Here is a 22,080-nt window from a genome sequence, read left to right as displayed (position 1 = left end):
AAAAGAACCTCTCACTAATACTGCAATTCGTATGACGAGTTCACCTCAATACCTATTCTGTTCAACTCGCAGAATCGCTGAATCCCTTGATCTATCAGGCTTAAAAAATATTTTTGATATGAGTTCACGCTAATAGTAATTGTGGTGAAGTGAGTAGAAAGCTAGATTAATTTGACCTTGTCCACAGACCGATCAATCTGGTCTTGTGTGATGCCGATGTATCGTAATGTGATCTCTGGCTTCGAGTGATTGAACAGTTCCTGCAGTATGGCCACATCATGATTGACCTTGTAATGATGGTAGCCAAACGTCTTCCGCAGCGTGTGCGTGCCAATCTCTTGCAGGTGACATGCCTTGGCTGCATCATTGAGAATCTTGTACGCTGTTGATCTGCAGATCGGTTTGTTCTTGCCCTGCCGACTTTTAAAGATAAAGTCCCCATCGTTCAACTGATCAGCAAACGGCACCACATACTTCTTGATGTAGCCAGGAATCTTGAAGCGCTTGGTCTTCTTTGTTTTCTTCTCAATGATCGTGATGTGCGGTTTGTAAAGATCCTCTTTCTTCAGCCGCAATAAATCAGATATTCGCAGTCCAACACAGATGCCAAGCAAGAAGATCATAAAGTCACGTTCGGATCTGCTTCTCAAATGCTCATACATTTTATTGATTTTATCCTGGTCCCGGATCGGCTGCACAACGTTCATGATCTGCCTCCTATCGCCTTATTGATTTTCTTTTGCGCCCGTCTGATTGTTGTAGCGACTGTGCTTTTCTTGACACCCAGCAGCTCCGCTATCTCATCCAATGGCAACATTTCAGCATGATGCATGACATAAATATCTGTCTCGCGTTCTGTCAGTTTTGAGAGTGCAATCTTTATGTCTATTCGTTCCATATCGCTTAACTCTCGTGCATCTTGCGGTTTTGATTCCAACTCAATCGCATCCATCAAATCCGGATCCATGAACTGAACTTCTGATCTGCGATAAGCTCCGCACTTATGATAAGGATTGAATCCGCAATGGATCCATGCCAGGGCAAAGTGCATGTCACTCAACATTTCTGAAATGATCGTTCTTTCTATGCTATTCGGATCTTCTTTAATCGGAGCCGAAGCATAAGCTTTCTTTGCAAGCCTTATAGAACGCCTATATTCGTAAACCATTGTTCGTACACTCAAATTACACACCTCACTTCTGTTTGAATGCTCCACCTTTGACGCGCTTGTATGTCGGATCATGAATACCCATCAAGTTCTCAATCACGTGCTGCGGCATTTTTTCAGAACGACACCCCCGTTTTCGTGAACGATTGCTGTCTGAACTGATACTTTTCTTGAGATTTTCGGAACGATTCATGAAGAACACTCCTTTTTTGATAAATAAAAAAGGACACAGAATAACGGCTTTTAACCGTATTCCGTGTCCTCCAGTTGGCTGGTAGAACGATTTATATACTATTTTTTAAATACATTCTCAAAAAGAGAAGACACAAGATTTCCTTTTTGAAGCTCTTTGGTGATTATTTCAAGATACATTTTAAGGCATACAATGTCTCTAATAAGTGACAAAGCGAATTGATCAATACTGCTCTGAAACTGCTCCATGCTTTTATTATACTTTATGTAGAAATCAATAGTTTTTATAAAATATTCTTTATCACAAACTATCGTGCTCACGACATAATCATTACCAATATTTTTTGCGGAAAACGAATTGAATTTTGAATCTAGCAAATAACAAACATAATTTTTCTTAACTTTAAGAAATGGAAATTTCAATTTATGTCCAAGATTCTCTTTCACTATTTCTTTTAGTTCATCAAGATTCTTTACATCATTGAGCAATCCTTTCAACTGATTATAGTTTTTTTCAAATAAATTGTTCTTAGTAAATGAATTGATGAGAATGTTTCTATAACCCATAAAATGATCTATGTTCGACATTGAAAATATTAATGAATCCAAAACGGCATTACTAAATTCCTTATTAAACATCATACATTCATCAAAATCAGAACTTTTGATTTTTATTTTTGTTCTAATAAACCTTCCGTGTTTACTTGAATATACTACAGTGATAAATATCGCAATCAAAGACAAAAATGTGGGAAAATAATTATTCCATTTCAAAATAAAATTAAATGCAAAATCAATCCAAGTTAGTATAAATTGATATCCGAAAATTAAATATACAGACAACAAAATTATGACTATATTAAAAATACGAAATGGGTTTAGCCTATAACAAATTAACTTGAATCCTTCATAAAAAGAATTGTAGCTCACCAATGATTCAGCGACTGACCTAACATCATAATCTGCTCTTCTTATGTTTCCCAGTGGACTATAAAAACGTGAGGTGAAATTTTCAAATCTATATTCAAAGCGAATACTTTTAACAAGTTTAGAATAGTTATTAGACAAAAGATAATCTAGTTGTTTGTTGTTTATTTCTGATTGAAAGCTTGCATTTATATTTGAAATAAGAACAAAAAACAATTCCAAAATAAAAATCCATATAATATTTAATGTAATATAATATGTTACTAGCCCACATATATTCATATTAAAGCATCCTTTTTAATTGATTGTTCGCTTACCATTCATCACCGTCCTCAGACTTCACGCGTTTGATTCTTCCTTGATGCATTACGACAGTTTGTCCACCATGCTCAGGTAAATCATAGAGTTTCGCTTTTCCGTCACCAACAACGACAATAAATGGTTTATTTCCCCTGATTATATCAATATCAAGTCCTAGTTTCATAGTCCTTGGATCAATTTTTATTTCTTTAAAAGGAAGCATCATAATCCCTCCGTATGGTAGAATTAACTTGTCAAAGTCGCTCGGAGGGATCCGAGCCTTTTTTATGTAGCACAGATGCATTAGAATTTGCATCTCAATACATCTGCGTTTTTGTGTCAACTACGTCATTACCACTTCTTGAAAAAATCATCATCAAATGCTTTGTCAATCTTTCTTTTTGTCCGACCAAAAATTAAACCAAAAACACCAAACCAAATGATATAAATTGCAACGGCAATGATTTCTGGCAACAGAACTATCCACCAACTCCAACTTAATACTCCGATCAACTTACAAATAACAAAAATTATCGTTAAAACTTCTAAAAAGCCCATTAATATCTCTCCTTCAATCAGATTCACCTGCGCTTTCGCTCTTGCATCTTGCTGAACAAATCAGCAAGCACGATCCCGGTCCTGGTCAACTCAGCGTCATTCTGAATAAGTCCTTTTCTGTTTAAAACGGCCAGCTGCTTGTCCGTCACCAAAATTAAATTATTGAGATCGACATTCCGACGATCGCCATCGCCGAAAATGATTTTATGTCCTTTCGGTACCGGGCCGTTTACGTGTTCCCAAAGCAGCAAATGCTTTTGTCTCCATTTTCCTGGATCCGCAATCTTAACCCAAATGTAACCGTCGCTTTTCACACATTCGGTGCCGATCGGCATGTAGTTGTGTGGCCGACATCCTTTTTTGAATTGAGTCGGTTCCCAACCGCCGTTATGTGTGCCTTTATTTGCAGGTACATGACCTTTTTTAAAGTAGCCTTTCAAACCGCTGCTAAGACCATGGTTGCGTTTGTAGACCTTCACTTGTTTCCGGGTAAGCGACAAGCCAAACTTTTCATTTAGCATCGTAGCAAGTTCAGCGTTCCCTATGCCTTTAACATGGTTTTTGAGGAACTGGTCTTGTTCCGGGGTAAATAAGCGTGCCATATCATCCCTCCAGCATTTTTGGCAACTGAGAATCTGCATGGAAACTGTCTTCCGTTGCCTTTTTCGCTTCCAATACCAGCGCGCCGTTTGCAATAATTTGAGAAGCAACGCCAGTAATCGACTTCGCACGTTTCATTTCCTCTTCCAGTTCTTCACTGGTTAAGTTTTCATCGCTCAAACGTTCGAGCTGCGCGAACAGGTGATTGTTCAGATCGCCTAATGTGTTTCTCATTTCAATCATCCTTTCACTAGGTTTTCGCTTATGGTTGCACTCGCCAATTTTGGTGAGTCCCAATCCTGAATGAATTTCATTGCAAAATCAAAGTCCAAACTGTTAATGTCCCGATAGGATTCCACACCGCATTTTGCTTTCAGCTGTTGGTAAATTCTTGCGTAATACTTTCTCCTGGCGTTGTCACGAACGGATGGATAAAGCAGCATGATTCTTGTTCGGACTGCATCCTTTATTGCATTCTGCTGTTTTGAAACGAGCGTCAACCGGTGCTCTTTTCGGCTCTCCAAAATCGTGCGCATCCTCTGAAATTCGTTGATGTACTGCTCTTTAAAAGCCATTGCCTTGTCACCGGTATATCCCATGGCAAGGATATAAAATCCATTTTCCTTGATGATATAAAGCGGCATTTTTCGACCTTGTTTATTGAAATAAGACGACTCTCCAAAATTGAGCACTTTGAATTGCTCAGAACATGATAGGTTCTTGATATCGCGCAGAACCTTGTCATGGCGCTTCTGAAACACTTTGGCAATCGTCAATGAATCAGTTACGATCGCCGAATTCTTTTGATAGACCAGACTGTCCATCGCTCTCTCCCTCCTCACTGAATGACCTTTTCCCACGCAGTTTCCTCTTTGCCAGAATCGACCCGCAAATTAAGACTGCGATCGCCATCATTCCATTTGCCAGCATCATAAACACCAAGAGGCACAATGCTATTAAGAAAATCATCTGCTCACATCCGTTTCGCCTTTGGCAACTTCCCAGCCATCACGCATTCTCTCGCGCGTTTGCTTCCATGTGAGATACTCGAATGTGAAGACCAATGCGCCTTCATCCTTTTTCTGCAAGTACACCAGGTCACGTTTTTTCATTCACTCACCGCCTTCAGAAAGGCAGCATTCTTCATAGTTCTTCTGAAGAAGCTTGTCCGGCTGCTTTTCCCAAAACTCACGTGTGCAGCCTTCGGCCAGGATTAGAAAATCAATCATCAACGTTCGGTCTTGCTTGCTGAGCATGAGCTGCCACCGCCTTTCGATCGATGTTTACGAACTTTGCATACTCTTTGATAAATGCTGCTTCCACGGTCCCCACTGGGCCATTGCGCTGTTTTCCCATGATGATTTCAACAATGTTCTGCTTATCGGATTCGCGGTTATAGTAGTCATCGCGATATAAAAACAAGATCAGATCCGCATCCTGCTCGATGTTCCCGGATTCGCGCAAGTCGCTGAGCATCGGCCGCTTATCTTGCCGAGATTCAACGCCACGTGACAGCTGAGCGAGAAGAATGATCGGCAGATGGTAGCGTCTGGCAAGCTGTTTCAAACCGCCTGTGACAGCTCCAATAGCCAAATCTCTGCGTTCATACTTTCCGGTGATCTTGATAAAACTCAAATAGTCGATGATGGCCAAGTGTTTTTTATCCGGATGCTTCTTAATCGACTTGCGAATGGTTGCGCGCATACTGGCAATAGTCTGTGACGGCCGGTCATGTATTGCTAGCGACCATTGTTCATAGATGCCCATGCCTTTGATCACACTTTCTACATCACCGGCATTCATGAACCGTTCCGGATTGCGCCATTTTCCTGCATCGATGTTCCCGATCGCGGACAACAGCCGTTGCTGAATTTTCGTTTTCGGCATTTCAAGGCTGAACAGATCGACCACCACATCATCCGCAGCTGAGCTCTTGGCAATATTCAAGGCGAAGGCCGTCTTGCCCATGGATGGCCTGCCGGCGACGATGATCAGATCATCATCCTGCAGACCGCTTGTCATGCGATCTAAGTCAGTGATGCCAGTCGGCACACCTGAAATGTCGCCGCGTTTCTCAAAGAGAGAATCATAGATATTCATCATGCTTTCGCGATCGGTCATCTCATCATCGATCGGACGCGTATCAACGATTTCATCAAGCGACTTTGCTAATTCTTCAATGCCCTCGGTACTTGGCGCGTTCACAAATTGATTCACTTTTGTCCTGGCTTCACGCAGCTTGCGTGCATCGTTCAGGATCCGTTCGTAAAACTCAAAATTCGCAGTCGTTGCGATTCCGTTGACCAGCTCGGCCAAATAACCAATGCCGCCTGTTTGTTGCAGCTTGTCCCCAAGCTCTTTTGCCAGTGTCACCGGATCAATCGGTAATTCCTTGAGATTCAATGCTTCGAATCCGGAGAAGATCACCTTGTGCGCTGCCTTTGAAAAATGATTTGCAGTCAGCCAACACATGTCCATCAGCTGATTGTCATACAATATTGATCCAAGAACCGCTTGCTCTGCTTCGATCGTCGCATGTTCCTCAATCATTTGTGAACACCTCCAAATGCGGCAAGCTGCTCTTATCTACCGGATGCGCCTTTGCTTCCGCTTCCCATTGCCGCATTTTCTCGGTCTCCTGAAACAGCCCAGAATCGCGTCCATTGACGACAAGATCAGCAGGCAATGGAACAGCATGACGGCTTTTAGGATCGCTGACGTAGCGGTAGAAGCGCTCCATCGTTGCTTCGAAATCCGCGTGCTTTGTCGTCGCAAGCCAGATGTTCATGTATGTATCATCTGCGACCACATACGGATACATTTTCACAATGCACTTAACCAGATGCGCTACTTGCGACTGATTCACTCTGTCTCAACCACCTTTCAATTGCCGCGTCGTTTTGTTGAGCGCGATTCGCAGGAAAACCTCTGCTCTGTTTCTGCTTGCTCTCTTGCCGACAACGGGCAACCATTTTGTCAAAACCTTTTCTTAGGCTGTTCGGAGATAAAATGACCGTGCTCCAAAAATCATCTCTTTGGGACCAACGAATTAAATACTCAACCTGCTCTTTCGTGCGCTTATCTCGTTCCATCATCAAGCGAATATCATTTGCCCATTTCTCTAACTTTGACGGAGCTTTGTAATTCGGGTTATTGGCTTGAATCAAAGAGAGTAATAGATTCGCCATTTCCAGGTGCTCGTCGGAAAACTTCGTTTTGCGACAAGAAGTCTTTTCTTTTTCTTGTTCTTCTTCTTTTTCTTCTTCTTGTCCACCTGTCGTTGACGAGTCGTTAGACGTATCGTTAGCGACACGTAAGAATCGCTCTACAATCGTATTGTTAGGAATGTGATCAATGATTAAAGTAAGTAGGGACACATCTTTGACAGATGCCAATTCTTTATCGATGCAATCAAGCACCGGTTTACCTGTCTTATTAAGGTTGTATTTGCCCCATTTTATAATGGCAATCTCTCGCGTCTCCTGGTTGTATTTAATTAGCCGATGATGCGTTTCAAATCGATTAATCAAGCTGTTGACCGTTTCAAGTGAGTAGCCAAGGTCAAAAGCCATTTGTTTTTTGGTAATCTGATAAATACCTATTTGAGACGTCAAGGGATTGGTTAATAAGTAAAGATAGAAATAACGATCCTCAGGAGTCATTTCCTCCATCACTTTCGGATCCGACCAAAAGTTCACATGAACTTGCCTGAATTTAGCCAATGCCCTTCACCTGCCGTTCCTGCTTCGCCATGCGATAATACCTACATTTGTTCTCCTTGGCATAGGCAACGACATGAGACTTGTCCTGAACGATCATGTTTACTTCCAGCGTGGCGAAGAACCCATACCAGTCTTTGTTTGTCTTGAGTGCCAAACCATCGTCTCCTTTCTATCGGTGTTCCTGCCCGCTGCAGGAGCAACGCTTGGCGTCACCCCTGCGCCGGGCAGGAACCGTCCGGCTTTTTATTTCAAGCAATGATGATGACTTTGTCTTGTTCAATGAGCTCGTCCAATGTTCCAGCCAAGAACTCTTTGATATTTTTCATGGCTTGCAGCTCCCAAGCACCTCCATCTGCTTCAAAGAGTGCGCAAGTAGGTCCTGTTCGCATGCGGAAGATGAAATCAGAGAAAGGTTGATCGACTTCGGTGAACGTCCGGAATGGTGCAAGGTTAACCGGATTAGGGACCTCAGCCTTATTTAACGTAGCAACACCAGTTTTCACGACTACGGTCTGAGTCACCCCATCATCACCAGTATTCGCAACATTTTCTTCTTGAAGATTGCCAACCACTTGAAGTAATACATCGCGGTCCAGCGATTTGAGAAAAGCGGATTGGAGCTTTACATTGAACTCTTCCGTTCCATAGAAGCGATCGAAAGAGAATGAAGGTAAATTTGCTTCTGCTCGAATAAACCGGCTACGTTTCTGATCAAAATTCAATTGAGAGAATGCAACAACCGTTACCGGATCAATGACATGAACCATGAGCCGACCAGAGCCTGTAACGAATTCATCGAAATTAGAAATGATGTAATCGGCAAGACCTGAAAGACTTTGAACCTTGATTTCTTCAGGTGTTGGTTCTTTTACAAGGTACAAAGGTTGCGTTGAAAATTGTTGATCCCCCACTTGTTCCACTCGGGTATTACCGAGATTGACAAGATATTCAAGTGCTTCTTTAATCACTTTGAATCACTCCCTGTTTTTGATTTGCTTGTTTCAAACTTAACCACTTTTTCACCGTTATCACTGGCTATGTCGCCATCCTGATCGATGAATGTTTGACCAGGAATACCAGACACGAGCTCCTTGGCGACAACGTGACCGTTCTGATCCTGACCAAGCATGAACGAAGTCTCGATCTCTTTTGCCGGTACGAGCCCCTTCTTTGCCAAAACCGAAATATTGGCAAGTGATCGATCTTCCTTAGGTGCGAAGGTTACGGTAATGGTCAGCTTCCGTTTCTTTTTCGCATCGGTATTCGGATCCGCAATGTTGTTTAACACTTGCTGCAGCTCTCTGTTGAAGCGTTCCGCGACGGCACCACCGGCTAATGTTTGCAGATTAATGTCTGCCATGTTCTCCATCTCCTTAACTTGTAATCTGACAGGCTATCTCGTCAGGAGTGAGGCACCGCCCACACTCGACAGGAGATCAGACTCCTGTTTCGAATCGTCACCCTAACCGCCGAACTTTGCACTCTTCCTGAACAAAAATATCTCTGAAATGGAGTTTGAGAAACTGCTCCATTTTATCCGCGATGAAGCACCACTTATCCCCTTGCGATTCTGGAAAATGCGTGAACGTCTCCAGCTCTTTTCTGAACCGAGGCTGATACAGAATGTTGTCCTTCAGCCAGTTCTGGCTTTTCCCGGTCTTCGCTCTCAGATCGTCCATGTGCCACCACACCATTTCCGCACGGATCAGCTTTTGAACCTCGGCCTGCAAAAACTTCTCATTTAAAATGATCTGAACATTCTCCATGGTCGCTCCCTCCTGTTACTCAATGCTGTCTTCCGGCTTCAATCCCAACTCGTTCATGACAATCGCACGACTGAGTTCAAGACCAAGTAGCTTCCCGTCATTGATCGTATACAGCCAATTCCTAGATGAAATGCCTGAGTCTAAATAGCACCTAAGTTCCTTCTTCTTTGCGTCAATCAAGCAATCAAATTGCTTCACAACACCAACCAGATCGCTTTTCACTTCCAAGTGCCTACCTCCCTTGTCCACTACAGCACTGCATGTTAAAATGGACACATATCCTATTTGATTGATGAAGCATTTCAACAGGTCTCCGTTGCCGCGGAGGCTTTTTTCATGCGCTTTAACGCTACTTTCATTTCTGCAAGCTCTGCCATCACCCAACATTCGCTCCAAACACATCCAAGTTTCTTCAAACCGCTGTGGATCTTTTCCAGCTCGCTGATCCGTTCCATGACTTCATTCATGCTTTTTCACCTCGATCAATTGAATTCCGTTCAACTGCTCCAAACGATCATGCTCTTGCACAAAATGAGTAAACTCAGTGCTACTCATTCTGCATGCCATTTCGTCAAACAAGATTGCTAGATTGCTAAGCTCGCGTACTGCTCGGACGTTCTTGTTCATTTCCGCATCCTTCTCGCTTTCAAAGTAACTTCCAAACTCTGAAAAGTTGCGCGATAGGAAAGCCCATACTCATGGCAATTGACACGTACCAAGTTGACCATAGAACAGGCAGCTTCAAGTACCTCCTCGTTAATGCTTCTGACCGTCTGCTTGTCCCTTTCCGTCGCATGTTCTGGCGGCTTATAAAGCTGCGCATCGGCCAGCTTGTCCATCGCTTCCTGCGTCTCTTTCTGCACCAAATCAATCATGGCAAGCGTATCCTGACGAATATAATCACCATCCAAAGGCGGCAGCGACACGCCATCTGTTGCCAGCACTCCGATTTCCATGAACAGATCCGGATCGTCAAATTTGTTGCTCAGCTTTGGCAGCACATCACCAGGAACACGCCGTCTCCCATTCGCCCATGCGCTGACCGCCTGCCGGGAGTAATGAACATCCACCGCCAGATCAGCTTCTTTCACCGCATTCATCTTCATTGCATTTTTTAACTTTGCACCGATTGACACACATCCACGCCCCTTTTTATTCCGGATAATAACCATTCAGATAATCGGTTAATGCTCTTTTGCAGTTTTCATACACTCTTAATTCCGTTTGAGCTTCAACAACTGCTGTTTCAAATCCAAGATCACTGTATTTCTTCAAGTTTCTCTTGCTCATTTCAATGGACGCCTCAACATATTTTAAAAAGACATCACAGGCTTCCTTCGGCTTCAATGGTGGATAATAAAGTCGCTTTTCCAACACGCTTCCCCCTTTCCAATAGGTCAGTTCAGGCCATTTTATTTGGTATAATATTCCTATCTGATAGAGATAGGAGGTGGAATACATGAGTGAACATGCATCAAATGATGAAATTGCTAGAGACATAACCATTGCTTGGCTCGGTCAACCGAGCTCAAGTCACTTCGTCACAGATAAACAAGCTGCTGAAGCGTACAAATTGTTTTTGAAAGCCGTCCAAAACCCATACGAATCTGAAGGTAATGACTAATTCTGCTTTGACAACTCTGCAATGGCTGCCACCATTTGCGGAGTTATTTTTTCGATGTTAGCAATTCTCAATTCTCGGCATAGAAAAGTAACAGTTTTTGCAATTTCTTTATTTTTTTCAAGAATCACTGCCTCTGTATCAATACGAAGTTGACTTAACTCTTTATAATCCACCGTCACACTCGCCCCCTCTCATTTGTGTCATCCTTACCCGCTGCTCCACACTCATAACTGCTATGTTTAATTAAAGGAGCGCTACATACTGAAGACATTTGAAGAAAATCGGGAAGTTCATTTTTTGGTTCATACGGTTGGCTGCCTTCCATTAATTCAATCAACCGATCCATTTTGTTATTGAGCTGAACCAAGAGCAGCTCCGTGTTCGTCAGCATTGATCCGCCTCCTTAAAGTTAGTTAAGAACACATATTGTGCGGATTGTCGTCAAAAAAAATATCTTGAACACTGACTTGATAGTATTTAGCCAAACGAACCTTAATTTCATCTTTAGGAATTCTTTGACCATTCTCATACATTTGTAATGCACTAATACTTATATTGTTTGCAACCGATACCTCTTCTCGGGACTTTTTAGCACGTAGAGTAATAAGTCTTTTTGCAATAAGTAGCTTATTCATTTCTTCACCACCATTCCGCACGTATTGTGTTTATGAATTTAATATAAACCACACTTTACGTGTTGTCAACACGTTTAGTGCGTTTTCTTATAAGTATATTAAATATACACACATATCGTGTTATTATCTTAGTAGGTGATATTATGGAAGAGTTTAAAAACAGGTTAAAATCGCTCCGAATTGAAAAAGGCATTACTCAAAAGGATTTAGGCGATCGGCTTAAATTAAGTGAGAGTGCAATTGGAATGTATGAACGTGGAGAAAGGCAGCCTTCTATTGATTTATTAAAGAAAATTGCCGACTTCTTTGATGTTTCTAGGCCCTACCTTCTAGGTGATAGCGACATTCGTACTTCTAGCGATAAGAATGAAATGTACTTCTTCGATAAGGACAAGTGGTCTGATGAAGAAATAGAAGAAGCACGCACCTTTATTAAAGTGCGCCGGCAGATGAAAAAGAATAAAAAGTAAATGACTATAATAAGACATTCAGCCGTTTTGTTTTTTTGAAACAAAAGCACTCCTATCACTGATCAGCAAGTAAGACAAGATCCTCGAAGTCCTGGCAATGCGCTCTCCGAACAAGAAATATACATCATAGAAGTTAAGAAAATGAAAAATCACATTAATGAATGTTGAGAGTTACAGATTATTACTTCATGAATTTCATCATACTCTCCCAAAAAATAATTTAATTATACGGAGGTAAAATTATGAAGGAAATCGTTTATTTAGATATAAACCTCATAAACTCTGTCTTGGCACAGTTAAATGGAAGTGTACCAACTACTGTCGCTAGTGAAGTTGCCACTGCAAAAGAAGTTGGACAAGCAACATCCTCACAGAAAGTCAAAAACTCTGAGATCAATGCACAAATGGTTGTCGGGGCAAAGCTTGCAAGACAAACCGTTGAGGGAGAAACTACTGACGAGAAAATACTTGATAGTCAGAAAGATATAATGAATAAAATTTTTCACGATCATCTTCTTGATGTTCTAATTGATAACTTACAGGGGAAGATTAGGCAAGATAATACAAATACTGACTTTAGAGAAGGAGATTTTCTATTTACAGAATCCGCCTATAATTTTTACGACTTTGAGATGATTAACAAACTAACGAATATGAACTCAATGTCAGGGATTTTTAACTTTGGAAAAAGTGTTGAAGAAGAGGAAGAAGAAGATCAGATACGGAAACTGGCTGCGCAGAAAATTACTAATAACCAAGCAAAAAATCAACGGGTTTTTGAAGCAAGACAAGCCGTAAAAAACTTGGATGCCGGAATAAACAACATTAATCTTCTGCACAACATTTCTTCGTATTTTGCTGAAGCATTCAGAAATAAAGCAATTATACAATATTTTGGTAATGTTGGAATTATCGACAAACAATTTTTGAGAGAACCACCTGAATCAATCGTTTTGAGAACGGATCAAAACAGAAAAGTAAAAGTGCTTTCTAGACTGATTGGTCTTAAGGAGCATATTACACAAGAAGACGAACTTCAAAAACTATTTAATGGTGCATCATTTGAAATCAATCGGATTCCAAGCATCTTTTTTGATCTTTTTTTGAGTCCCTGGGGAATTATTCACGAAGGTGATCGTTTAGTAACACCAATTGCTATTTTTTATGAATGATATTAATTTCTTTTTGCCTTTCTTCAAATTCCGCGTCAAATTTTTCTGACTTTTTTTGAAGTAATTCCTTGATTTTCTTGGAGCGTGCGACATTTAATTTTTGTAGTTGATCATACTCTTCATTTTGTTGTTTGATTTCATCAGATACCTGACGAAACAATGACCCAAAACGTAAGCGATCCATTTCTGCCCACCTCCTTATGCAATTTAATTATATAGTTTTTAAATAATGAAGGTCAACGTTAGTAAATACTTAGTCATTATTATTACCAGCCAGGACAAGTTCCTCGAAGCCTTGGCCATGCGCTTTCTCGAACAAGAAACCGACATCAAAGATCTCATACGGATTAAATAAAATCAAATATATGCCGATATTAATAATACAAAATACCCACTACGCCTAAGATCGACGCAGACTTTTCTCCCAGATTGGTGTAGTGGGTTTTTTATTGTCACTTAAATATGTTTTGGGAGGATTTAATTTGAAAAATCGAAAATTCATCGCTGAAAAAATAAACGTTCACGAAAATATTTTCAGCCAGGATCTTGACAATATTATCTCATACCATATTCCTAGAGCTATACAAGAAATGCCAACAATTAGACATAACTCTTGGAATTGTTCATTTACAGATGTAAGTAAAAGAGTAATTAATAATATACCCATATTGTTTGGGAACTTGACAAAATCTAAGCAGATGAAGCAGAAAATCAAAGAAGAATCAATAACTAGGGAAAAAGTTACTGAAGATGAACTTGCACAAACTGCCCTTTTTATTTATGAACCTGGTTCAGAGATTTTAGTCCACGAAGTTAACAGCCAAATTGATGCAGAAGAGTTCAAAAAAATATTTGAAAAAATACTTAGTAAGGATCTACATGTTGGCGATGTTATAATAATGCCAATACCAGTTCCTCAAAAAATTCGTTATGAACTAAGTTTAATCGAAAAAATCACTAAGATTAAATTTGAATTTATTCATCCAAATCCAGGAAGCAAAGAATATAACATTTATTCATCTCTAATTGCCATAAACAATGCAAAAAAATTTAAATTAGAATATATGAACAAAGATGGAATAAAAATTAGTGGCGCAAAAAAAATAAAAATCAAGAAAAAGACAGTCAGTGAAGAAGAAGATCTTCTTAAAGCACTTTCTGAAATGAATCAAAAGGAAATAGATAATACTAGCACCGCAGAGACCGATAAATCTTCATCAAAGCAACCAATAGAACTAAATTCAACTTCTTCTGTAATTGAAGATCAACAAGATGAAACTGATAAACCATTTAATAAGTCAATCGAAGATGGTATAGAACTTGTAGAATCAGGGTATGGAACAGTATCTGCAACTGGCTATACAAGTACATATGTTCAGAGTCAAAACAAACGAAAGAAGCATAATAAAAAAAGATCCTTTTCGTCTTCAAATAGTATTCAACAAATTAATACGGATGAACATGATATCGATAAACTATTATCAAAAATCCATAATTTTATCGCACGTGTAAAGTCCAAACATTAAGGTGGTGAAAAATGTGACTAAGAATGATGCTCAATTGGAATATAAGGACACAACCTTTGTCGGTTTACTTATTACTGATAAATTCAGTTCGAGTAAAAATTGGTCAATCGTTTGGTCTCTTCTAATGACGGCTATCACTACTTACTTTGTTTACCAACAAAAGCATCCTGATAAGTTGTTGGAATCAATATCGCATAGTCTTTCGAACACTCTTCTCGGTGCTTCAGCTGGAATATTTGGTATTGTAATCGCTGCATTAACATTGGTAATATCCCTTTTTCACCATAATTTATTACTTAGCATGCTCAAAGAAAAAATACTTCAAAAGTTTCTTTTTCCGTTTTGGAAAGCAGTTCTTCTTTGGTGCATTAGTATCGTTTTAAGTCTTTATTTAATGATTTTGGAAGCTATACCCTTAAACTTTTTAATTAACAAAATAATAATCGCAGAACTATTTATTTTTTTATATGCAACCTTCTATACAGTTAATTTAACAGGATTAGTCATACGATTGGCTTTACAACGTGCAATGATTAAGGACTAAATTAATTCCAGAGTCAATGTCCTATGATAGGGCTTTATTTTATGACCGCAATCAGAACATACGTTTCTTTATGAGCTTTTCAATTTTAATTAATCATTGTATAATAGCAACCAACAATATGACCGGTACTTCCGGCCATTTATTTTCACTATTTAATCGAACATATATTCGCATTGGAGCTGATGACATGCCTCGACCTTACTTCCCTTCCCCACTTGAATCCTGGGTTTCGCAGAAATTCATTGATCACGGCATCATAAAGCCTGAAGATCTTGTGCTGAAAGATATCGCTCGCGTGTTCGGCATTGAATATTCAATCTGGCATGGTCATCCTTTCGCCTATCGGCTCTCAGAGGATTCCGCAGCTTACATTGTTGAAAACGACCAGGCAGCGGAATATGAGCAGCGTGAACACTTCTTTCATGAGCTGGGTCACATCCTGCGGCATTGTGGTGATCAATGTGATCTGTCCGTGCCATTTCGTAAGATGCAGGAAGCAGAAGCTCGTCAATTTGCTCTTTATGCAGCCATCCCCTACCACATGATCGATTTCAACCATAATCACTCTTTGGAAAGTATCATGCAGGAGTTTCATGTCACCCGAATCCTGGCTTACACTCGGATTGACGGAATGTGTCAACAAATCATTGTGCAGCAGAACGGATCCTTTGACGAAAAGAGGTGTGAGTGAATGGCCAGTATTTCAAGACGGAACGGTGCCTGGCAGTACCGCGTCAGCTACAAAGATGGAACCACTTACCGGAATAAGACACGCGGTGGATTCAATACGAAGCGTGCAGCACAATTGGCAGCTGCGGATATAGAAACGAAGCTTGGTCGTGGGGCTAATCTGATGGCTTCTGAGCGCCTTTTCTGCGAACTTTTTAGAGAATGGTATGAAACATTCATCGAAGGTAAATACAGCCCTGACAATCAGCGTCTGGTGGAACGTATTGTTCGTTTCTCGGAGCGCGTATTCCCCGGTATGAGAATCAGAGAAGTTGATCGGACCATCTATCAGCAAGCTCTTAATAAATTTGGCGAAACACATGCTACGGAAACTGTGAGAAAGTACAACATTTACATGCGCGCATTCATTCGCTATGAAATTGAAGAAGGCGCCATTTTTAGGGATCCAACCTATAAAGCCAAAGCAATTGGCAATGTGCCTGAAAAAAAGGAAAGCCTAAAGTACATTAATTTTTCGGATACACAAAAACTGATCACTGAAGTCAGAAAAGACATGCGGCCAAAATATGTCTCGCGGTATATGATCTTGTTCCAGCTTGCTACCGGCTGCCGCTTGGAGGAAGTGCTTGGCATGACTTGGGACTGCATCAACTTTAAGAAAAGAACGATAAAGATTAATAAATCCTGGGATTATAAAGATACGCTTGATTTTGGCGGATTGAAAAATAAAGCCTCTTATCGTACCATAACGATCGATAAGAAAACGTTGCAAATCATTAAGAAGCTAAAAGCGCATCAATCAGAAGTTCATTTGGCCACTGGACTCGAAAATGCCAAAAACTTGGTTTTCGCGAACGATCAAATGCAGCTGATATCTCCGGAGGCTTTGAACAAAGTGCTCAAAAAGCTGTGCAAGCGTCTGGAACTGATTGAATTAACCTCGCATGGTCTAAGACATACCCATGCCTCTATTCTGCTCCTACACAAGCGTGTGACGCTGAAATACTTGTCCCGGCGTCTGGGACATGAGAACATCATCACAACACTCCAAACGTATGCCCATGTGCTCGATGAACTCGAGCAGCTTGAAGATCGATCGGTTGATGATACCATGGAAGATCTCTATCAGGAGTCGCCGAACTCCTGATTTTTTCTGCGCAAAATCTGCGCAAAATGATTTGATTTTCTTTGCTTTTCTTTGACAATCGGAAAATAATAAAACACCCGGAAATGCCTTTAAATGGCTACTTCCGGGTGTTTGCAAGGTAATACTTATGTATAACCAACGGAGGAAGAGGGATTCGAACCCCCGCGAGCCGTGAAGCCCCTGTCGGTTTTCAAGACCGATCCCTTCAGCCAAACTTGGGTATTCCTCCATGAAAAGTGGTGGACCCTGTAGGACTCGAACCTACAACCGGACGGTTATGAGCCGTCAGCTCTAACCAATTGAGCTAAGGGTCCACGGGCGGTTAATGGGGATCGAACCCACGCATGCCGGAACCACAATCCGGTGTGTTAACCACTTCACCATAACCGCCATGGTTAGTGAAATAAAACAAAAAAATAGCGGCGGGGGGGATCGAACCCTCGACCTCACGGGTATGAACCGTACGCTCTAGCCAGCTGAGCTACACCGCCATGGCTCCACAGGTAGGATTCGAACCTACGACCGATCGGTTAACAGCCGATTGCTCTACCACTGAGCTACTGTGGAACAAAATCAGAACATGAATTAATTTATCACAAGCGCCAAGGCTTGTCAACAAAATCTTTTCAAACGTTATTGCCTGTCCTAAGGACAAGAAATAATATACCATATCTGGTTGGATATGACAATATCTTTTTTTCATAAATTCATTTTAAATTAATTACCGCCGCACATCCGCTTATTCGCCTGCATTCAATTGATCGATGAAGATCCGCGTACCGTCGACAGAGATCACCTTAACAGGTACATCCTTATCCAGAAAAACGCCATCAGTAATCGCGCTATAGTTTTTCCCATCGATTTTCACTGTGCCAATTGGATGGAACGGTGTCATCGTCTTTCCTTCCTTGCCAATCAGCTCGTGGTAATCACTGTTTATGGAATTATAGCCTTTGTCGCTGGAAAGCTTGTCATGCAACATCAATTTATCAAGATAATCGCGTTGCGGCAGTATTTTTCGAAAGAAAAGCGAACCGCAGGACCCAATTACGAAGGCAATACCAACCAGCATGCCATAGAGCAGAGACGGCGTCGGCAGTGCGCAACCAAGAATCATGAGAATAAAACCGAACACACCGATAATTCCGGTTGTGAACAGTTTGCCGTCAATAATAATTAGCAGCAATCCGCCTACAAGCAGTAAGAAAATCCACGGCGACGCTTGATCCGTAAGGAAATGCAAGAAATAATAGATAAAAAGTCCGCTGCCTGTCAGAGCAAGTAATCCCTTCGCTTTGACAAGAAGCTCCGCGAATAAAAAGCAAGACGCGAGTAAAATAATGATAAATCCGCCTGCAGGGTAAGAGAGTAATTCCATTTTGTTCCTCCTCTTTATATAAACGAATCTTTTTCTATCTTTATATTAGACTATGATGATTCTCCAAAAACTTCTCTTCAATTAATTAAACCATACCTGAAGCATCAGGGAAAGTTCATCCGAAAAATCGTTTATTTTTTTCTGAAAAACAAGCATATTATTGGGTTTCCCGGCATATACATGTTAATAGCGCCTTAATAGGCAAAAATTGCGTCTTGAACGGAGAAGCTGAGCGATGAAAAAACGATTTTTCACAATCCTTTTTATTGTGGCTTGCTGGACAAGTTATGTTGATCTGTCTTCAGGATCACTTCCTGCAGGACAAGCAGCACAACCTGTGACACCAGCAGTATCTGAAAAAGCCGCAGTCTCTTATCAACGAGTTACAATAGCTCCGGGTGATACCCTGCTCTCAATTACCGAACGTATTAATGAGAAACAACCATCAATTGAAAAGGCACTCAAAGATTTTGCGATTCTGAATCCTTCGGTCAATCCAAATCATCTTCAAATCGGGAAAACGTACGCCTTCCCACGCTATGACAAGTCGTCCGATTCATCAACAACCGGAACTCCTTAAGAACCATTGAATCTCTTGCGTCTGTCTTGCCTTTCATAGACGCATTAATTCAGGCAAGTGAGTCGAATTCATGTTATACTGACCATATCTGAAAGATTCACAAATCATTCACTTATTTACGAAGGAGCGAATCGCTCGTGTCTGAAATTACACACCGCACGAAAACGAGAAAAGTCAAGGTTGGCAATCTAACCATTGGCGGATCCAATGAAGTCATTATACAGAGTATGACAACAACGAAAACGAGGGATGTCACAGCAACGGTCGCGCAAATTCATCGTCTTGAGGATGCCGGTTGTCAGATGGTACGCGTCGCATGCCCGACCATGGAGGACGCGCTTGCGATCCCGGAAATTAAGAAACAAATTCATATTCCACTCGTTGTGGACATTCATTTCAACTATAAGTTGGCGTTGAAGGCGATTGAAGGCGGCGCCGATAAAATTAGAATTAATCCCGGCAACATTGGAAAACAAGAGAATGTCGAGGCGGTTGTGCGCGCTGCAAAAGAAAAGCATATACCGATCCGTATCGGTGTGAACGCTGGTTCGCTGGAAAAACATATTCTAGAGAAATACGGCTACCCTACAGCAGATGGAATGGTTGAGAGTGCGCTCCATCATATTAAAATTCTTGAAGATCTCGATTTTCACGACATTATCGTTTCTTTAAAAGCATCAAATATTAATCTGGCTGTCGAAGCCTATGAGAAAGCTTCGCGCACCTTTAATTATCCGCTCCATTTAGGGATTACCGAATCCGGAACGCTTTTCTCAGGAAGCATTAAAAGTGCCGCTGGGCTGGGGATTTTATTAAACAAAGGCATTGGCAATACCATTCGTATTTCACTATCCGCGGACCCTGTTGAAGAAATCAAGGTTTGCCGAGAGTTGTTGAAAACTTTCGGATTGACCAACGCCGCCACTTTGATTTCCTGTCCGACTTGCGGACGAATCCAAATCGACCTAATCAAGATTGCGAATCAAGTGGAACAATATATATCTAAAATTAACGTGCCGATTAAAGTTTCCGTTCTCGGATGCGCGGTTAATGGTCCGGGTGAAGCTCGAGAAGCCGATATCGGTATTGCCGGCGGTCGCGGTGAAGGACTCTTGTTCCGTCATGGCGAGGTGATCCGCAAGGTTCCTGAAGATCGCATGGTTGACGAATTAAAAATTGAAATCGACAAACTGGCCGCGGATTACTTTGCGAAAAAGAAAGCGGAGCAGGAAGAAGTTAACATCTAATTCATTACACAATATGATTCAATTAAAAGAAGCTGCCACACAGTCCGGAATTTCCGTCTGCGCGACAGCTTCTTTTTACGCTTTATACGGACCTCTAAGCTTCCAAAGCTGATTCAGCATCACAGCAAACTCAAAAATGGTGAGAATGGTCAGCAGCACGAACCCTTGCATCAGGTACGGATTAAGCGCTCGCTGAATCGGCGGGCTCGTCAGCATGCCAAAGTTCAACTTAACATAGTATGCGGCGGACACAATGAATAAAAGAAACAAGAAAAAATACAAAAGAGCATGAGAATGCGTCTGGCCGGTTTCCGCACGGTACTGGTTCTCCCAACCGTCTTGTTTGCTGATCCTGAACTTAGCTGCCCATACATTAATATGAATACTGACCGTTATCCACAGATAGATTTCCGGACTGATGAGTAGAGTAGCCAAAAGAACATCCAGAAAGCGGCTATTCGGCGTTTTAAGAGTCAGTACCAAATTGAGCAGTGATGCGGCGATGATCGGCGTAATCCAGATCCAGTTCCAGTAAAATTGGTCTGTGAGCAATGACAAACCAACCAAGATCACAAACATCAGTCGAATGAGCAGATTTAAAAATAGTCCGGACTCCTGAATCCACAATCTTCTGGAGTATTTGGTTTTAAGACCATCCTGAAGCATATAATCCGTTGTACCGGATACCCATTTGTTCCGTTGGCTGGAATAGGTGTGCAGCGTCTTCATACTGTCCACATAACACCGCGCGCTTTCACTGATTAAGCACACCCAACCACATGCCCTCACATACTGAGTCAGTAATAAATCTTCTGTATCCGACTTATCGTCATAGAGACCATTCAATTTATAGCGCTCACGGACTTCTTTCGCAGCTTCCGGGCGAAAAATGCTGCATTGGCCGCCTGCGATTTCAGCAAAGTGGTTGCAATATTTTTGTTTCATCGTCCATTGGGCGAACTCACGATTTTGTTGTGCGACCCACCATCGATTCAACGCATTGCCATATTTTCCTTTCCGAATCAGCCGTTCTCGATTTGGATCGTTTCTTAATGCTCGTCGCGCGCTTTCCGGCATCAAACACGTATAATTTGCAGAAACAGCCCCGATTTTATGATTATGGCTGAGTTCTTTCCATAACGTTCGAATACATTCTTTATCAAGAAAAACATCCGCGTCTACGCCGACAAATGCAACAACGCTGTTTACATAAGCCTTCTGCTGATCCCCGATTTCTTTATGATCCGGGTCATTCGGGTTCCCCCAGAACAATTGATAAAGCTGATTTAGCGCGCCTACCTTCCTCTGTTTATTATTAATCGTATGAAGAAGGAATATTGACAACTGATAGTACTCATTACAAACCGCTATTGATTTTTCTGTATTATCGGTGCAATGATCGAGCGCAATATAGACATCAAGTTCCAATCCTTTAGGAAGTGACTGCTCGGACAAGCTCTTTAAAACATCTGCAATGGAGTCTTCCTCATTATGCGCGGGGATCATAACCACGATTCGTGAGGCGAAAAGTCCCGTCGAGAAAATACGATTGTTCACCGCGTCGTCATAGGTAATAATATGCGTAGTCGTCATATCCCAAATCCCTTCCATTTCACATGTACAAGCATTTGAATCATTACTATGACCTAGTGAATGGATTTATGACATATGGCCCGGTAAAAATGTGTTATTGGCTTAACACGGCAAAAATATCAGAACGGCATTACACGATTAACTGGATAATAAAAACCGGGCACAGCCCGGTCCTTGGCTATCATTCTGCACGCGGCTTTGATCCATCAACCTTGTGACTTGAACGACACTTCAGCTGCTC

Annotated in this window: 38 protein-coding genes and 5 tRNA genes; 9 read left to right on the top strand and 34 right to left on the bottom strand. The window is 41.3% G+C overall.

Annotation, left to right across the window (positions count from 1 at the left end):
- Positions 1-161: 161 nt before the first annotated feature.
- The 23 genes from BM003_RS03310 to BM003_RS03230 form a co-directional block, all read right to left on the bottom strand.
- Positions 162-707 (bottom strand): tyrosine-type recombinase/integrase, encoded by a 546-nt coding sequence (locus BM003_RS03310; protein WP_093670073.1) that lies wholly within the window; start codon positions 705-707, stop codon positions 162-164.
- Positions 704-1,183, bottom strand: a complete 480-nt coding sequence (locus tag BM003_RS03305; RefSeq protein ID WP_177184611.1) for a sigma-70 family RNA polymerase sigma factor — start codon at positions 1,181-1,183, stop codon at positions 704-706. Before BM003_RS03305 ends, BM003_RS03310 begins: the two co-directional genes overlap by 4 nt.
- 10 nt (positions 1,184-1,193) lie before the next feature.
- Positions 1,194-1,361 carry a hypothetical protein gene (locus BM003_RS17530; RefSeq protein ID WP_177184610.1) on the bottom strand — a complete coding sequence of 56 codons (168 nt, stop codon included), beginning with the start codon at positions 1,359-1,361 and terminating at the stop codon, positions 1,194-1,196.
- Between the two features lie 98 nt (positions 1,362-1,459).
- Positions 1,460-2,569 carry a hypothetical protein gene (locus BM003_RS03300; protein ID WP_093670069.1) on the bottom strand — a complete coding sequence of 370 codons (1,110 nt, stop codon included), beginning with the start codon at positions 2,567-2,569 and terminating at the stop codon, positions 1,460-1,462.
- A 31-nt stretch (positions 2,570-2,600) separates the two neighbouring features.
- The gene (locus BM003_RS03295) at positions 2,601-2,810 is read right to left on the bottom strand and encodes an XtrA/YqaO family protein (RefSeq protein WP_093670067.1); all 210 of its coding nucleotides are present in this window, start codon (positions 2,808-2,810) and stop codon (positions 2,601-2,603) included.
- A 128-nt stretch (positions 2,811-2,938) separates the two neighbouring features.
- A complete protein-coding gene (locus BM003_RS03290; RefSeq protein WP_093670065.1) occupies positions 2,939-3,145 on the bottom strand; it encodes a hypothetical protein in 207 nt (68 codons plus the stop codon).
- A 23-nt stretch (positions 3,146-3,168) separates the two neighbouring features.
- Positions 3,169-3,747, bottom strand: coding sequence for an HNH endonuclease signature motif containing protein (locus BM003_RS03285; RefSeq protein WP_093670063.1), 579 nt, complete (start codon positions 3,745-3,747; stop codon positions 3,169-3,171).
- Between the two features lies 1 nt (position 3,748).
- Complete coding sequence (locus BM003_RS03280; RefSeq protein WP_093670061.1) at positions 3,749-3,979, bottom strand: hypothetical protein; 231 nt, start codon at positions 3,977-3,979, stop codon at positions 3,749-3,751.
- A gap of 5 nt (positions 3,980-3,984) precedes the next feature.
- On the bottom strand, positions 3,985-4,569 hold the full coding sequence (locus BM003_RS17525; RefSeq protein WP_177184609.1) for a Rha family transcriptional regulator: 585 nt from the start codon (positions 4,567-4,569) through the stop codon (positions 3,985-3,987).
- A 141-nt stretch (positions 4,570-4,710) separates the two neighbouring features.
- Positions 4,711-4,857: a hypothetical protein gene (locus BM003_RS17520; protein ID WP_177184608.1), complete on the bottom strand. Its 147-nt coding sequence runs from the start codon at positions 4,855-4,857 to the stop codon at positions 4,711-4,713.
- Positions 4,858-5,001, bottom strand: coding sequence for a hypothetical protein (locus BM003_RS17515; RefSeq protein WP_177184607.1), 144 nt, complete (start codon positions 4,999-5,001; stop codon positions 4,858-4,860).
- Positions 4,967-6,295, bottom strand: a complete 1,329-nt coding sequence (gene dnaB / locus BM003_RS03270; protein ID WP_093670059.1) for a replicative DNA helicase — start codon at positions 6,293-6,295, stop codon at positions 4,967-4,969. The genes BM003_RS17515 and dnaB overlap by 35 nt, the downstream gene beginning before the upstream one ends.
- Entirely contained in the window at positions 6,288-6,611 is a 324-nt protein-coding gene (locus BM003_RS03265; protein ID WP_093670057.1) for a hypothetical protein, read from the bottom strand. Before BM003_RS03265 ends, dnaB begins: the two co-directional genes overlap by 8 nt.
- The gene (locus BM003_RS03260; protein ID WP_093670055.1) at positions 6,580-7,467 is read right to left on the bottom strand and encodes a hypothetical protein; all 888 of its coding nucleotides are present in this window, start codon (positions 7,465-7,467) and stop codon (positions 6,580-6,582) included. Before BM003_RS03260 ends, BM003_RS03265 begins: the two co-directional genes overlap by 32 nt.
- Positions 7,460-7,621, bottom strand: a complete 162-nt coding sequence (locus tag BM003_RS17510; protein ID WP_177184606.1) for a hypothetical protein — start codon at positions 7,619-7,621, stop codon at positions 7,460-7,462. Before BM003_RS17510 ends, BM003_RS03260 begins: the two co-directional genes overlap by 8 nt.
- 94 nt (positions 7,622-7,715) lie before the next feature.
- The gene (locus BM003_RS03255) at positions 7,716-8,435 is read right to left on the bottom strand and encodes a hypothetical protein (RefSeq protein WP_093670053.1); all 720 of its coding nucleotides are present in this window, start codon (positions 8,433-8,435) and stop codon (positions 7,716-7,718) included.
- Positions 8,432-8,827: a hypothetical protein gene (locus BM003_RS03250; protein ID WP_093670051.1), complete on the bottom strand. Its 396-nt coding sequence runs from the start codon at positions 8,825-8,827 to the stop codon at positions 8,432-8,434. Before BM003_RS03250 ends, BM003_RS03255 begins: the two co-directional genes overlap by 4 nt.
- Before the next feature lie 97 nt (positions 8,828-8,924).
- Positions 8,925-9,233, bottom strand: coding sequence for a DUF771 domain-containing protein (locus BM003_RS03245; protein WP_093670049.1), 309 nt, complete (start codon positions 9,231-9,233; stop codon positions 8,925-8,927).
- A 15-nt stretch (positions 9,234-9,248) separates the two neighbouring features.
- On the bottom strand, positions 9,249-9,461 hold the full coding sequence (locus BM003_RS03240) for a hypothetical protein (RefSeq protein ID WP_093670047.1): 213 nt from the start codon (positions 9,459-9,461) through the stop codon (positions 9,249-9,251).
- A gap of 74 nt (positions 9,462-9,535) precedes the next feature.
- Positions 9,536-9,700 (bottom strand): hypothetical protein, encoded by a 165-nt coding sequence (locus BM003_RS17505; RefSeq protein ID WP_177184605.1) that lies wholly within the window; start codon positions 9,698-9,700, stop codon positions 9,536-9,538.
- A complete protein-coding gene (locus BM003_RS17500; protein WP_177184604.1) occupies positions 9,693-9,860 on the bottom strand; it encodes a hypothetical protein in 168 nt (55 codons plus the stop codon). The genes BM003_RS17505 and BM003_RS17500 overlap by 8 nt, the downstream gene beginning before the upstream one ends.
- The gene (locus BM003_RS03235; protein ID WP_093670045.1) at positions 9,857-10,369 is read right to left on the bottom strand and encodes a helix-turn-helix domain-containing protein; all 513 of its coding nucleotides are present in this window, start codon (positions 10,367-10,369) and stop codon (positions 9,857-9,859) included. The genes BM003_RS17500 and BM003_RS03235 overlap by 4 nt, the downstream gene beginning before the upstream one ends.
- A 16-nt stretch (positions 10,370-10,385) precedes the next feature.
- Positions 10,386-10,607 carry a hypothetical protein gene (locus BM003_RS03230; RefSeq protein WP_093670043.1) on the bottom strand — a complete coding sequence of 74 codons (222 nt, stop codon included), beginning with the start codon at positions 10,605-10,607 and terminating at the stop codon, positions 10,386-10,388.
- A gap of 85 nt (positions 10,608-10,692) precedes the next feature.
- On the opposite strand from BM003_RS03230, the gene BM003_RS17495 reads away from it, so the two are divergent.
- On the top strand, positions 10,693-10,857 hold the full coding sequence (locus BM003_RS17495) for a hypothetical protein (protein WP_177184603.1): 165 nt from the start codon (positions 10,693-10,695) through the stop codon (positions 10,855-10,857).
- On the opposite strand, the gene BM003_RS17490 is transcribed toward BM003_RS17495, so the two are convergent.
- Genes BM003_RS17490 through BM003_RS03215 form a run of 3 tightly spaced genes read right to left on the bottom strand, consistent with a single transcriptional unit; the run spans position 10,854 to position 11,492 of the window.
- Complete coding sequence (locus tag BM003_RS17490; protein WP_177184602.1) at positions 10,854-11,030, bottom strand: hypothetical protein; 177 nt, start codon at positions 11,028-11,030, stop codon at positions 10,854-10,856. The genes BM003_RS17495 and BM003_RS17490 overlap by 4 nt on opposite strands.
- Before the next feature lie 2 nt (positions 11,031-11,032).
- Positions 11,033-11,248 carry a hypothetical protein gene (locus BM003_RS03220; protein WP_093670039.1) on the bottom strand — a complete coding sequence of 72 codons (216 nt, stop codon included), beginning with the start codon at positions 11,246-11,248 and terminating at the stop codon, positions 11,033-11,035.
- Between the two features lie 22 nt (positions 11,249-11,270).
- Positions 11,271-11,492 (bottom strand): helix-turn-helix domain-containing protein, encoded by a 222-nt coding sequence (locus BM003_RS03215; protein WP_093670037.1) that lies wholly within the window; start codon positions 11,490-11,492, stop codon positions 11,271-11,273.
- 143 nt (positions 11,493-11,635) lie between these two features.
- Here BM003_RS03215 and BM003_RS03210 point away from each other — a divergent pair, with 143 nt between their 5' ends.
- Together BM003_RS03210 and BM003_RS03205 are read left to right on the top strand one after the other, a co-directional pair.
- Entirely contained in the window at positions 11,636-11,962 is a 327-nt protein-coding gene (locus tag BM003_RS03210; protein WP_093670035.1) for a helix-turn-helix domain-containing protein, read from the top strand.
- Positions 11,963-12,204: 242 nt separating this feature from the next.
- Entirely contained in the window at positions 12,205-13,134 is a 930-nt protein-coding gene (locus BM003_RS03205; RefSeq protein ID WP_093670033.1) for a DUF6414 family protein, read from the top strand.
- On the opposite strand, the gene BM003_RS03200 is transcribed toward BM003_RS03205, so the two are convergent.
- The gene (locus BM003_RS03200; protein ID WP_093670031.1) at positions 13,118-13,318 is read right to left on the bottom strand and encodes a hypothetical protein; all 201 of its coding nucleotides are present in this window, start codon (positions 13,316-13,318) and stop codon (positions 13,118-13,120) included. The two genes, BM003_RS03205 and BM003_RS03200, sit on opposite strands and share 17 nt — an antisense overlap.
- 298 nt (positions 13,319-13,616) lie before the next feature.
- Here BM003_RS03200 and BM003_RS03195 point away from each other — a divergent pair, with 298 nt between their 5' ends.
- The 4 genes from BM003_RS03195 to BM003_RS03180 all read left to right on the top strand — a co-directional run bounded on the left by BM003_RS03195 (position 13,617) and on the right by BM003_RS03180 (position 17,041).
- Positions 13,617-14,660 carry a hypothetical protein gene (locus BM003_RS03195; protein ID WP_093670029.1) on the top strand — a complete coding sequence of 348 codons (1,044 nt, stop codon included), beginning with the start codon at positions 13,617-13,619 and terminating at the stop codon, positions 14,658-14,660.
- 13 nt (positions 14,661-14,673) lie between these two features.
- The gene (locus BM003_RS03190) at positions 14,674-15,204 is read left to right on the top strand and encodes a hypothetical protein (RefSeq protein WP_093670027.1); all 531 of its coding nucleotides are present in this window, start codon (positions 14,674-14,676) and stop codon (positions 15,202-15,204) included.
- Positions 15,205-15,391: 187 nt separating this feature from the next.
- The gene (locus BM003_RS03185) at positions 15,392-15,895 is read left to right on the top strand and encodes an ImmA/IrrE family metallo-endopeptidase (protein WP_177184601.1); all 504 of its coding nucleotides are present in this window, start codon (positions 15,392-15,394) and stop codon (positions 15,893-15,895) included.
- Positions 15,896-17,041 (top strand): tyrosine-type recombinase/integrase, encoded by a 1,146-nt coding sequence (locus BM003_RS03180; protein ID WP_093670023.1) that lies wholly within the window; start codon positions 15,896-15,898, stop codon positions 17,039-17,041.
- 139 nt (positions 17,042-17,180) lie between these two features.
- On the opposite strand, the gene BM003_RS03175 is transcribed toward BM003_RS03180, so the two are convergent.
- The 6 genes from BM003_RS03175 to BM003_RS03150 all read right to left on the bottom strand — a co-directional run bounded on the left by BM003_RS03175 (position 17,181) and on the right by BM003_RS03150 (position 18,419).
- A tRNA-Ser gene (locus BM003_RS03175) sits at positions 17,181-17,270 on the bottom strand.
- 8 nt (positions 17,271-17,278) lie between these two features.
- Positions 17,279-17,355 (bottom strand) — tRNA-Ile (locus tag BM003_RS03170).
- Between the two features lie 3 nt (positions 17,356-17,358).
- Positions 17,359-17,431: transfer RNA gene (locus tag BM003_RS03165), tRNA-His, on the bottom strand.
- Positions 17,432-17,458: 27 nt separating this feature from the next.
- Positions 17,459-17,532, bottom strand: a tRNA-Met gene (locus BM003_RS03160).
- 1 nt (position 17,533) lies between these two features.
- A tRNA-Asn gene (locus BM003_RS03155) sits at positions 17,534-17,608 on the bottom strand.
- 172 nt (positions 17,609-17,780) lie between these two features.
- Positions 17,781-18,419: an NfeD family protein gene (locus BM003_RS03150; protein ID WP_093670021.1), complete on the bottom strand. Its 639-nt coding sequence runs from the start codon at positions 18,417-18,419 to the stop codon at positions 17,781-17,783.
- A 235-nt stretch (positions 18,420-18,654) separates the two neighbouring features.
- Here BM003_RS03150 and BM003_RS03145 point away from each other — a divergent pair, with 235 nt between their 5' ends.
- Positions 18,655-18,999 (top strand): LysM peptidoglycan-binding domain-containing protein, encoded by a 345-nt coding sequence (locus tag BM003_RS03145; RefSeq protein WP_093670019.1) that lies wholly within the window; start codon positions 18,655-18,657, stop codon positions 18,997-18,999.
- Positions 19,000-19,136: 137 nt separating this feature from the next.
- A complete protein-coding gene (ispG, locus tag BM003_RS03140) occupies positions 19,137-20,246 on the top strand; it encodes a flavodoxin-dependent (E)-4-hydroxy-3-methylbut-2-enyl-diphosphate synthase (RefSeq protein ID WP_093670017.1) in 1,110 nt (369 codons plus the stop codon).
- A 75-nt stretch (positions 20,247-20,321) separates the two neighbouring features.
- Here ispG and BM003_RS03135 read toward each other — a convergent pair whose 3' ends face one another.
- Positions 20,322-21,839, bottom strand: coding sequence for a glycosyltransferase family 2 protein (locus BM003_RS03135; RefSeq protein WP_093670015.1), 1,518 nt, complete (start codon positions 21,837-21,839; stop codon positions 20,322-20,324).
- Positions 21,840-22,080 lie beyond the last annotated feature (241 nt).

The sequence above is a fragment of the Sporolactobacillus nakayamae genome, from assembly GCF_900113325.1.
Taxonomy (GTDB): Bacteria; Bacillota; Bacilli; order Bacillales; family Sporolactobacillaceae; genus Sporolactobacillus; species Sporolactobacillus nakayamae.
The sequence above is the reverse complement of the archived record's forward strand: the minus strand, read 5'-3'. Positions and strand labels throughout refer to the sequence as shown.

What these genes read in the sequence shown, in the direction of transcription:
- BM003_RS03310 (WP_093670073.1), bottom strand. Translation starts at nt 707, where the DNA reads ATGAACGTTGTGCAGCCGATCCGGGACCAGGATAAAATCAATAAAATG.
- BM003_RS17530 (WP_177184610.1), bottom strand. Translation starts at nt 1,361, where the DNA reads ATGAATCGTTCCGAAAATCTCAAGAAAAGTATCAGTTCAGACAGCAAT.
- BM003_RS03300 (WP_093670069.1), bottom strand. Translation starts at nt 2,569, where the DNA reads ATGAATATATGTGGGCTAGTAACATATTATATTACATTAAATATTATA.
- BM003_RS03295 (WP_093670067.1), bottom strand. Translation starts at nt 2,810, where the DNA reads ATGCTTCCTTTTAAAGAAATAAAAATTGATCCAAGGACTATGAAACTA.
- BM003_RS03290 (WP_093670065.1), bottom strand. Translation starts at nt 3,145, where the DNA reads ATGGGCTTTTTAGAAGTTTTAACGATAATTTTTGTTATTTGTAAGTTG.
- BM003_RS03285 (WP_093670063.1), bottom strand. Translation starts at nt 3,747, where the DNA reads ATGGCACGCTTATTTACCCCGGAACAAGACCAGTTCCTCAAAAACCAT.
- BM003_RS03280 (WP_093670061.1), bottom strand. Translation starts at nt 3,979, where the DNA reads ATGAGAAACACATTAGGCGATCTGAACAATCACCTGTTCGCGCAGCTC.
- BM003_RS17525 (WP_177184609.1), bottom strand. Translation starts at nt 4,569, where the DNA reads ATGGACAGTCTGGTCTATCAAAAGAATTCGGCGATCGTAACTGATTCA.
- BM003_RS17520 (WP_177184608.1), bottom strand. Translation starts at nt 4,857, where the DNA reads ATGAAAAAACGTGACCTGGTGTACTTGCAGAAAAAGGATGAAGGCGCA.
- BM003_RS17515 (WP_177184607.1), bottom strand. Translation starts at nt 5,001, where the DNA reads ATGCTCAGCAAGCAAGACCGAACGTTGATGATTGATTTTCTAATCCTG.
- dnaB (WP_093670059.1), bottom strand. Translation starts at nt 6,295, where the DNA reads ATGATTGAGGAACATGCGACGATCGAAGCAGAGCAAGCGGTTCTTGGA.
- BM003_RS03250 (WP_093670051.1), bottom strand. Translation starts at nt 8,827, where the DNA reads ATGGCAGACATTAATCTGCAAACATTAGCCGGTGGTGCCGTCGCGGAA.
- BM003_RS03245 (WP_093670049.1), bottom strand. Translation starts at nt 9,233, where the DNA reads ATGGAGAATGTTCAGATCATTTTAAATGAGAAGTTTTTGCAGGCCGAG.
- BM003_RS17505 (WP_177184605.1), bottom strand. Translation starts at nt 9,700, where the DNA reads ATGAATGAAGTCATGGAACGGATCAGCGAGCTGGAAAAGATCCACAGC.
- BM003_RS17500 (WP_177184604.1), bottom strand. Translation starts at nt 9,860, where the DNA reads ATGAACAAGAACGTCCGAGCAGTACGCGAGCTTAGCAATCTAGCAATC.
- BM003_RS17495 (WP_177184603.1), top strand. Translation starts at nt 10,693, where the DNA reads ATGAGTGAACATGCATCAAATGATGAAATTGCTAGAGACATAACCATT.
- BM003_RS03220 (WP_093670039.1), bottom strand. Translation starts at nt 11,248, where the DNA reads ATGCTGACGAACACGGAGCTGCTCTTGGTTCAGCTCAATAACAAAATG.
- BM003_RS03215 (WP_093670037.1), bottom strand. Translation starts at nt 11,492, where the DNA reads ATGAATAAGCTACTTATTGCAAAAAGACTTATTACTCTACGTGCTAAA.
- BM003_RS03210 (WP_093670035.1), top strand. Translation starts at nt 11,636, where the DNA reads ATGGAAGAGTTTAAAAACAGGTTAAAATCGCTCCGAATTGAAAAAGGC.
- BM003_RS03205 (WP_093670033.1), top strand. Translation starts at nt 12,205, where the DNA reads ATGAAGGAAATCGTTTATTTAGATATAAACCTCATAAACTCTGTCTTG.
- BM003_RS03200 (WP_093670031.1), bottom strand. Translation starts at nt 13,318, where the DNA reads ATGGATCGCTTACGTTTTGGGTCATTGTTTCGTCAGGTATCTGATGAA.
- BM003_RS03185 (WP_177184601.1), top strand. Translation starts at nt 15,392, where the DNA reads ATGCCTCGACCTTACTTCCCTTCCCCACTTGAATCCTGGGTTTCGCAG.
- BM003_RS03180 (WP_093670023.1), top strand. Translation starts at nt 15,896, where the DNA reads ATGGCCAGTATTTCAAGACGGAACGGTGCCTGGCAGTACCGCGTCAGC.
- BM003_RS03150 (WP_093670021.1), bottom strand. Translation starts at nt 18,419, where the DNA reads ATGGAATTACTCTCTTACCCTGCAGGCGGATTTATCATTATTTTACTC.
- BM003_RS03145 (WP_093670019.1), top strand. Translation starts at nt 18,655, where the DNA reads ATGAAAAAACGATTTTTCACAATCCTTTTTATTGTGGCTTGCTGGACA.
- BM003_RS03135 (WP_093670015.1), bottom strand. Translation starts at nt 21,839, where the DNA reads ATGACGACTACGCATATTATTACCTATGACGACGCGGTGAACAATCGT.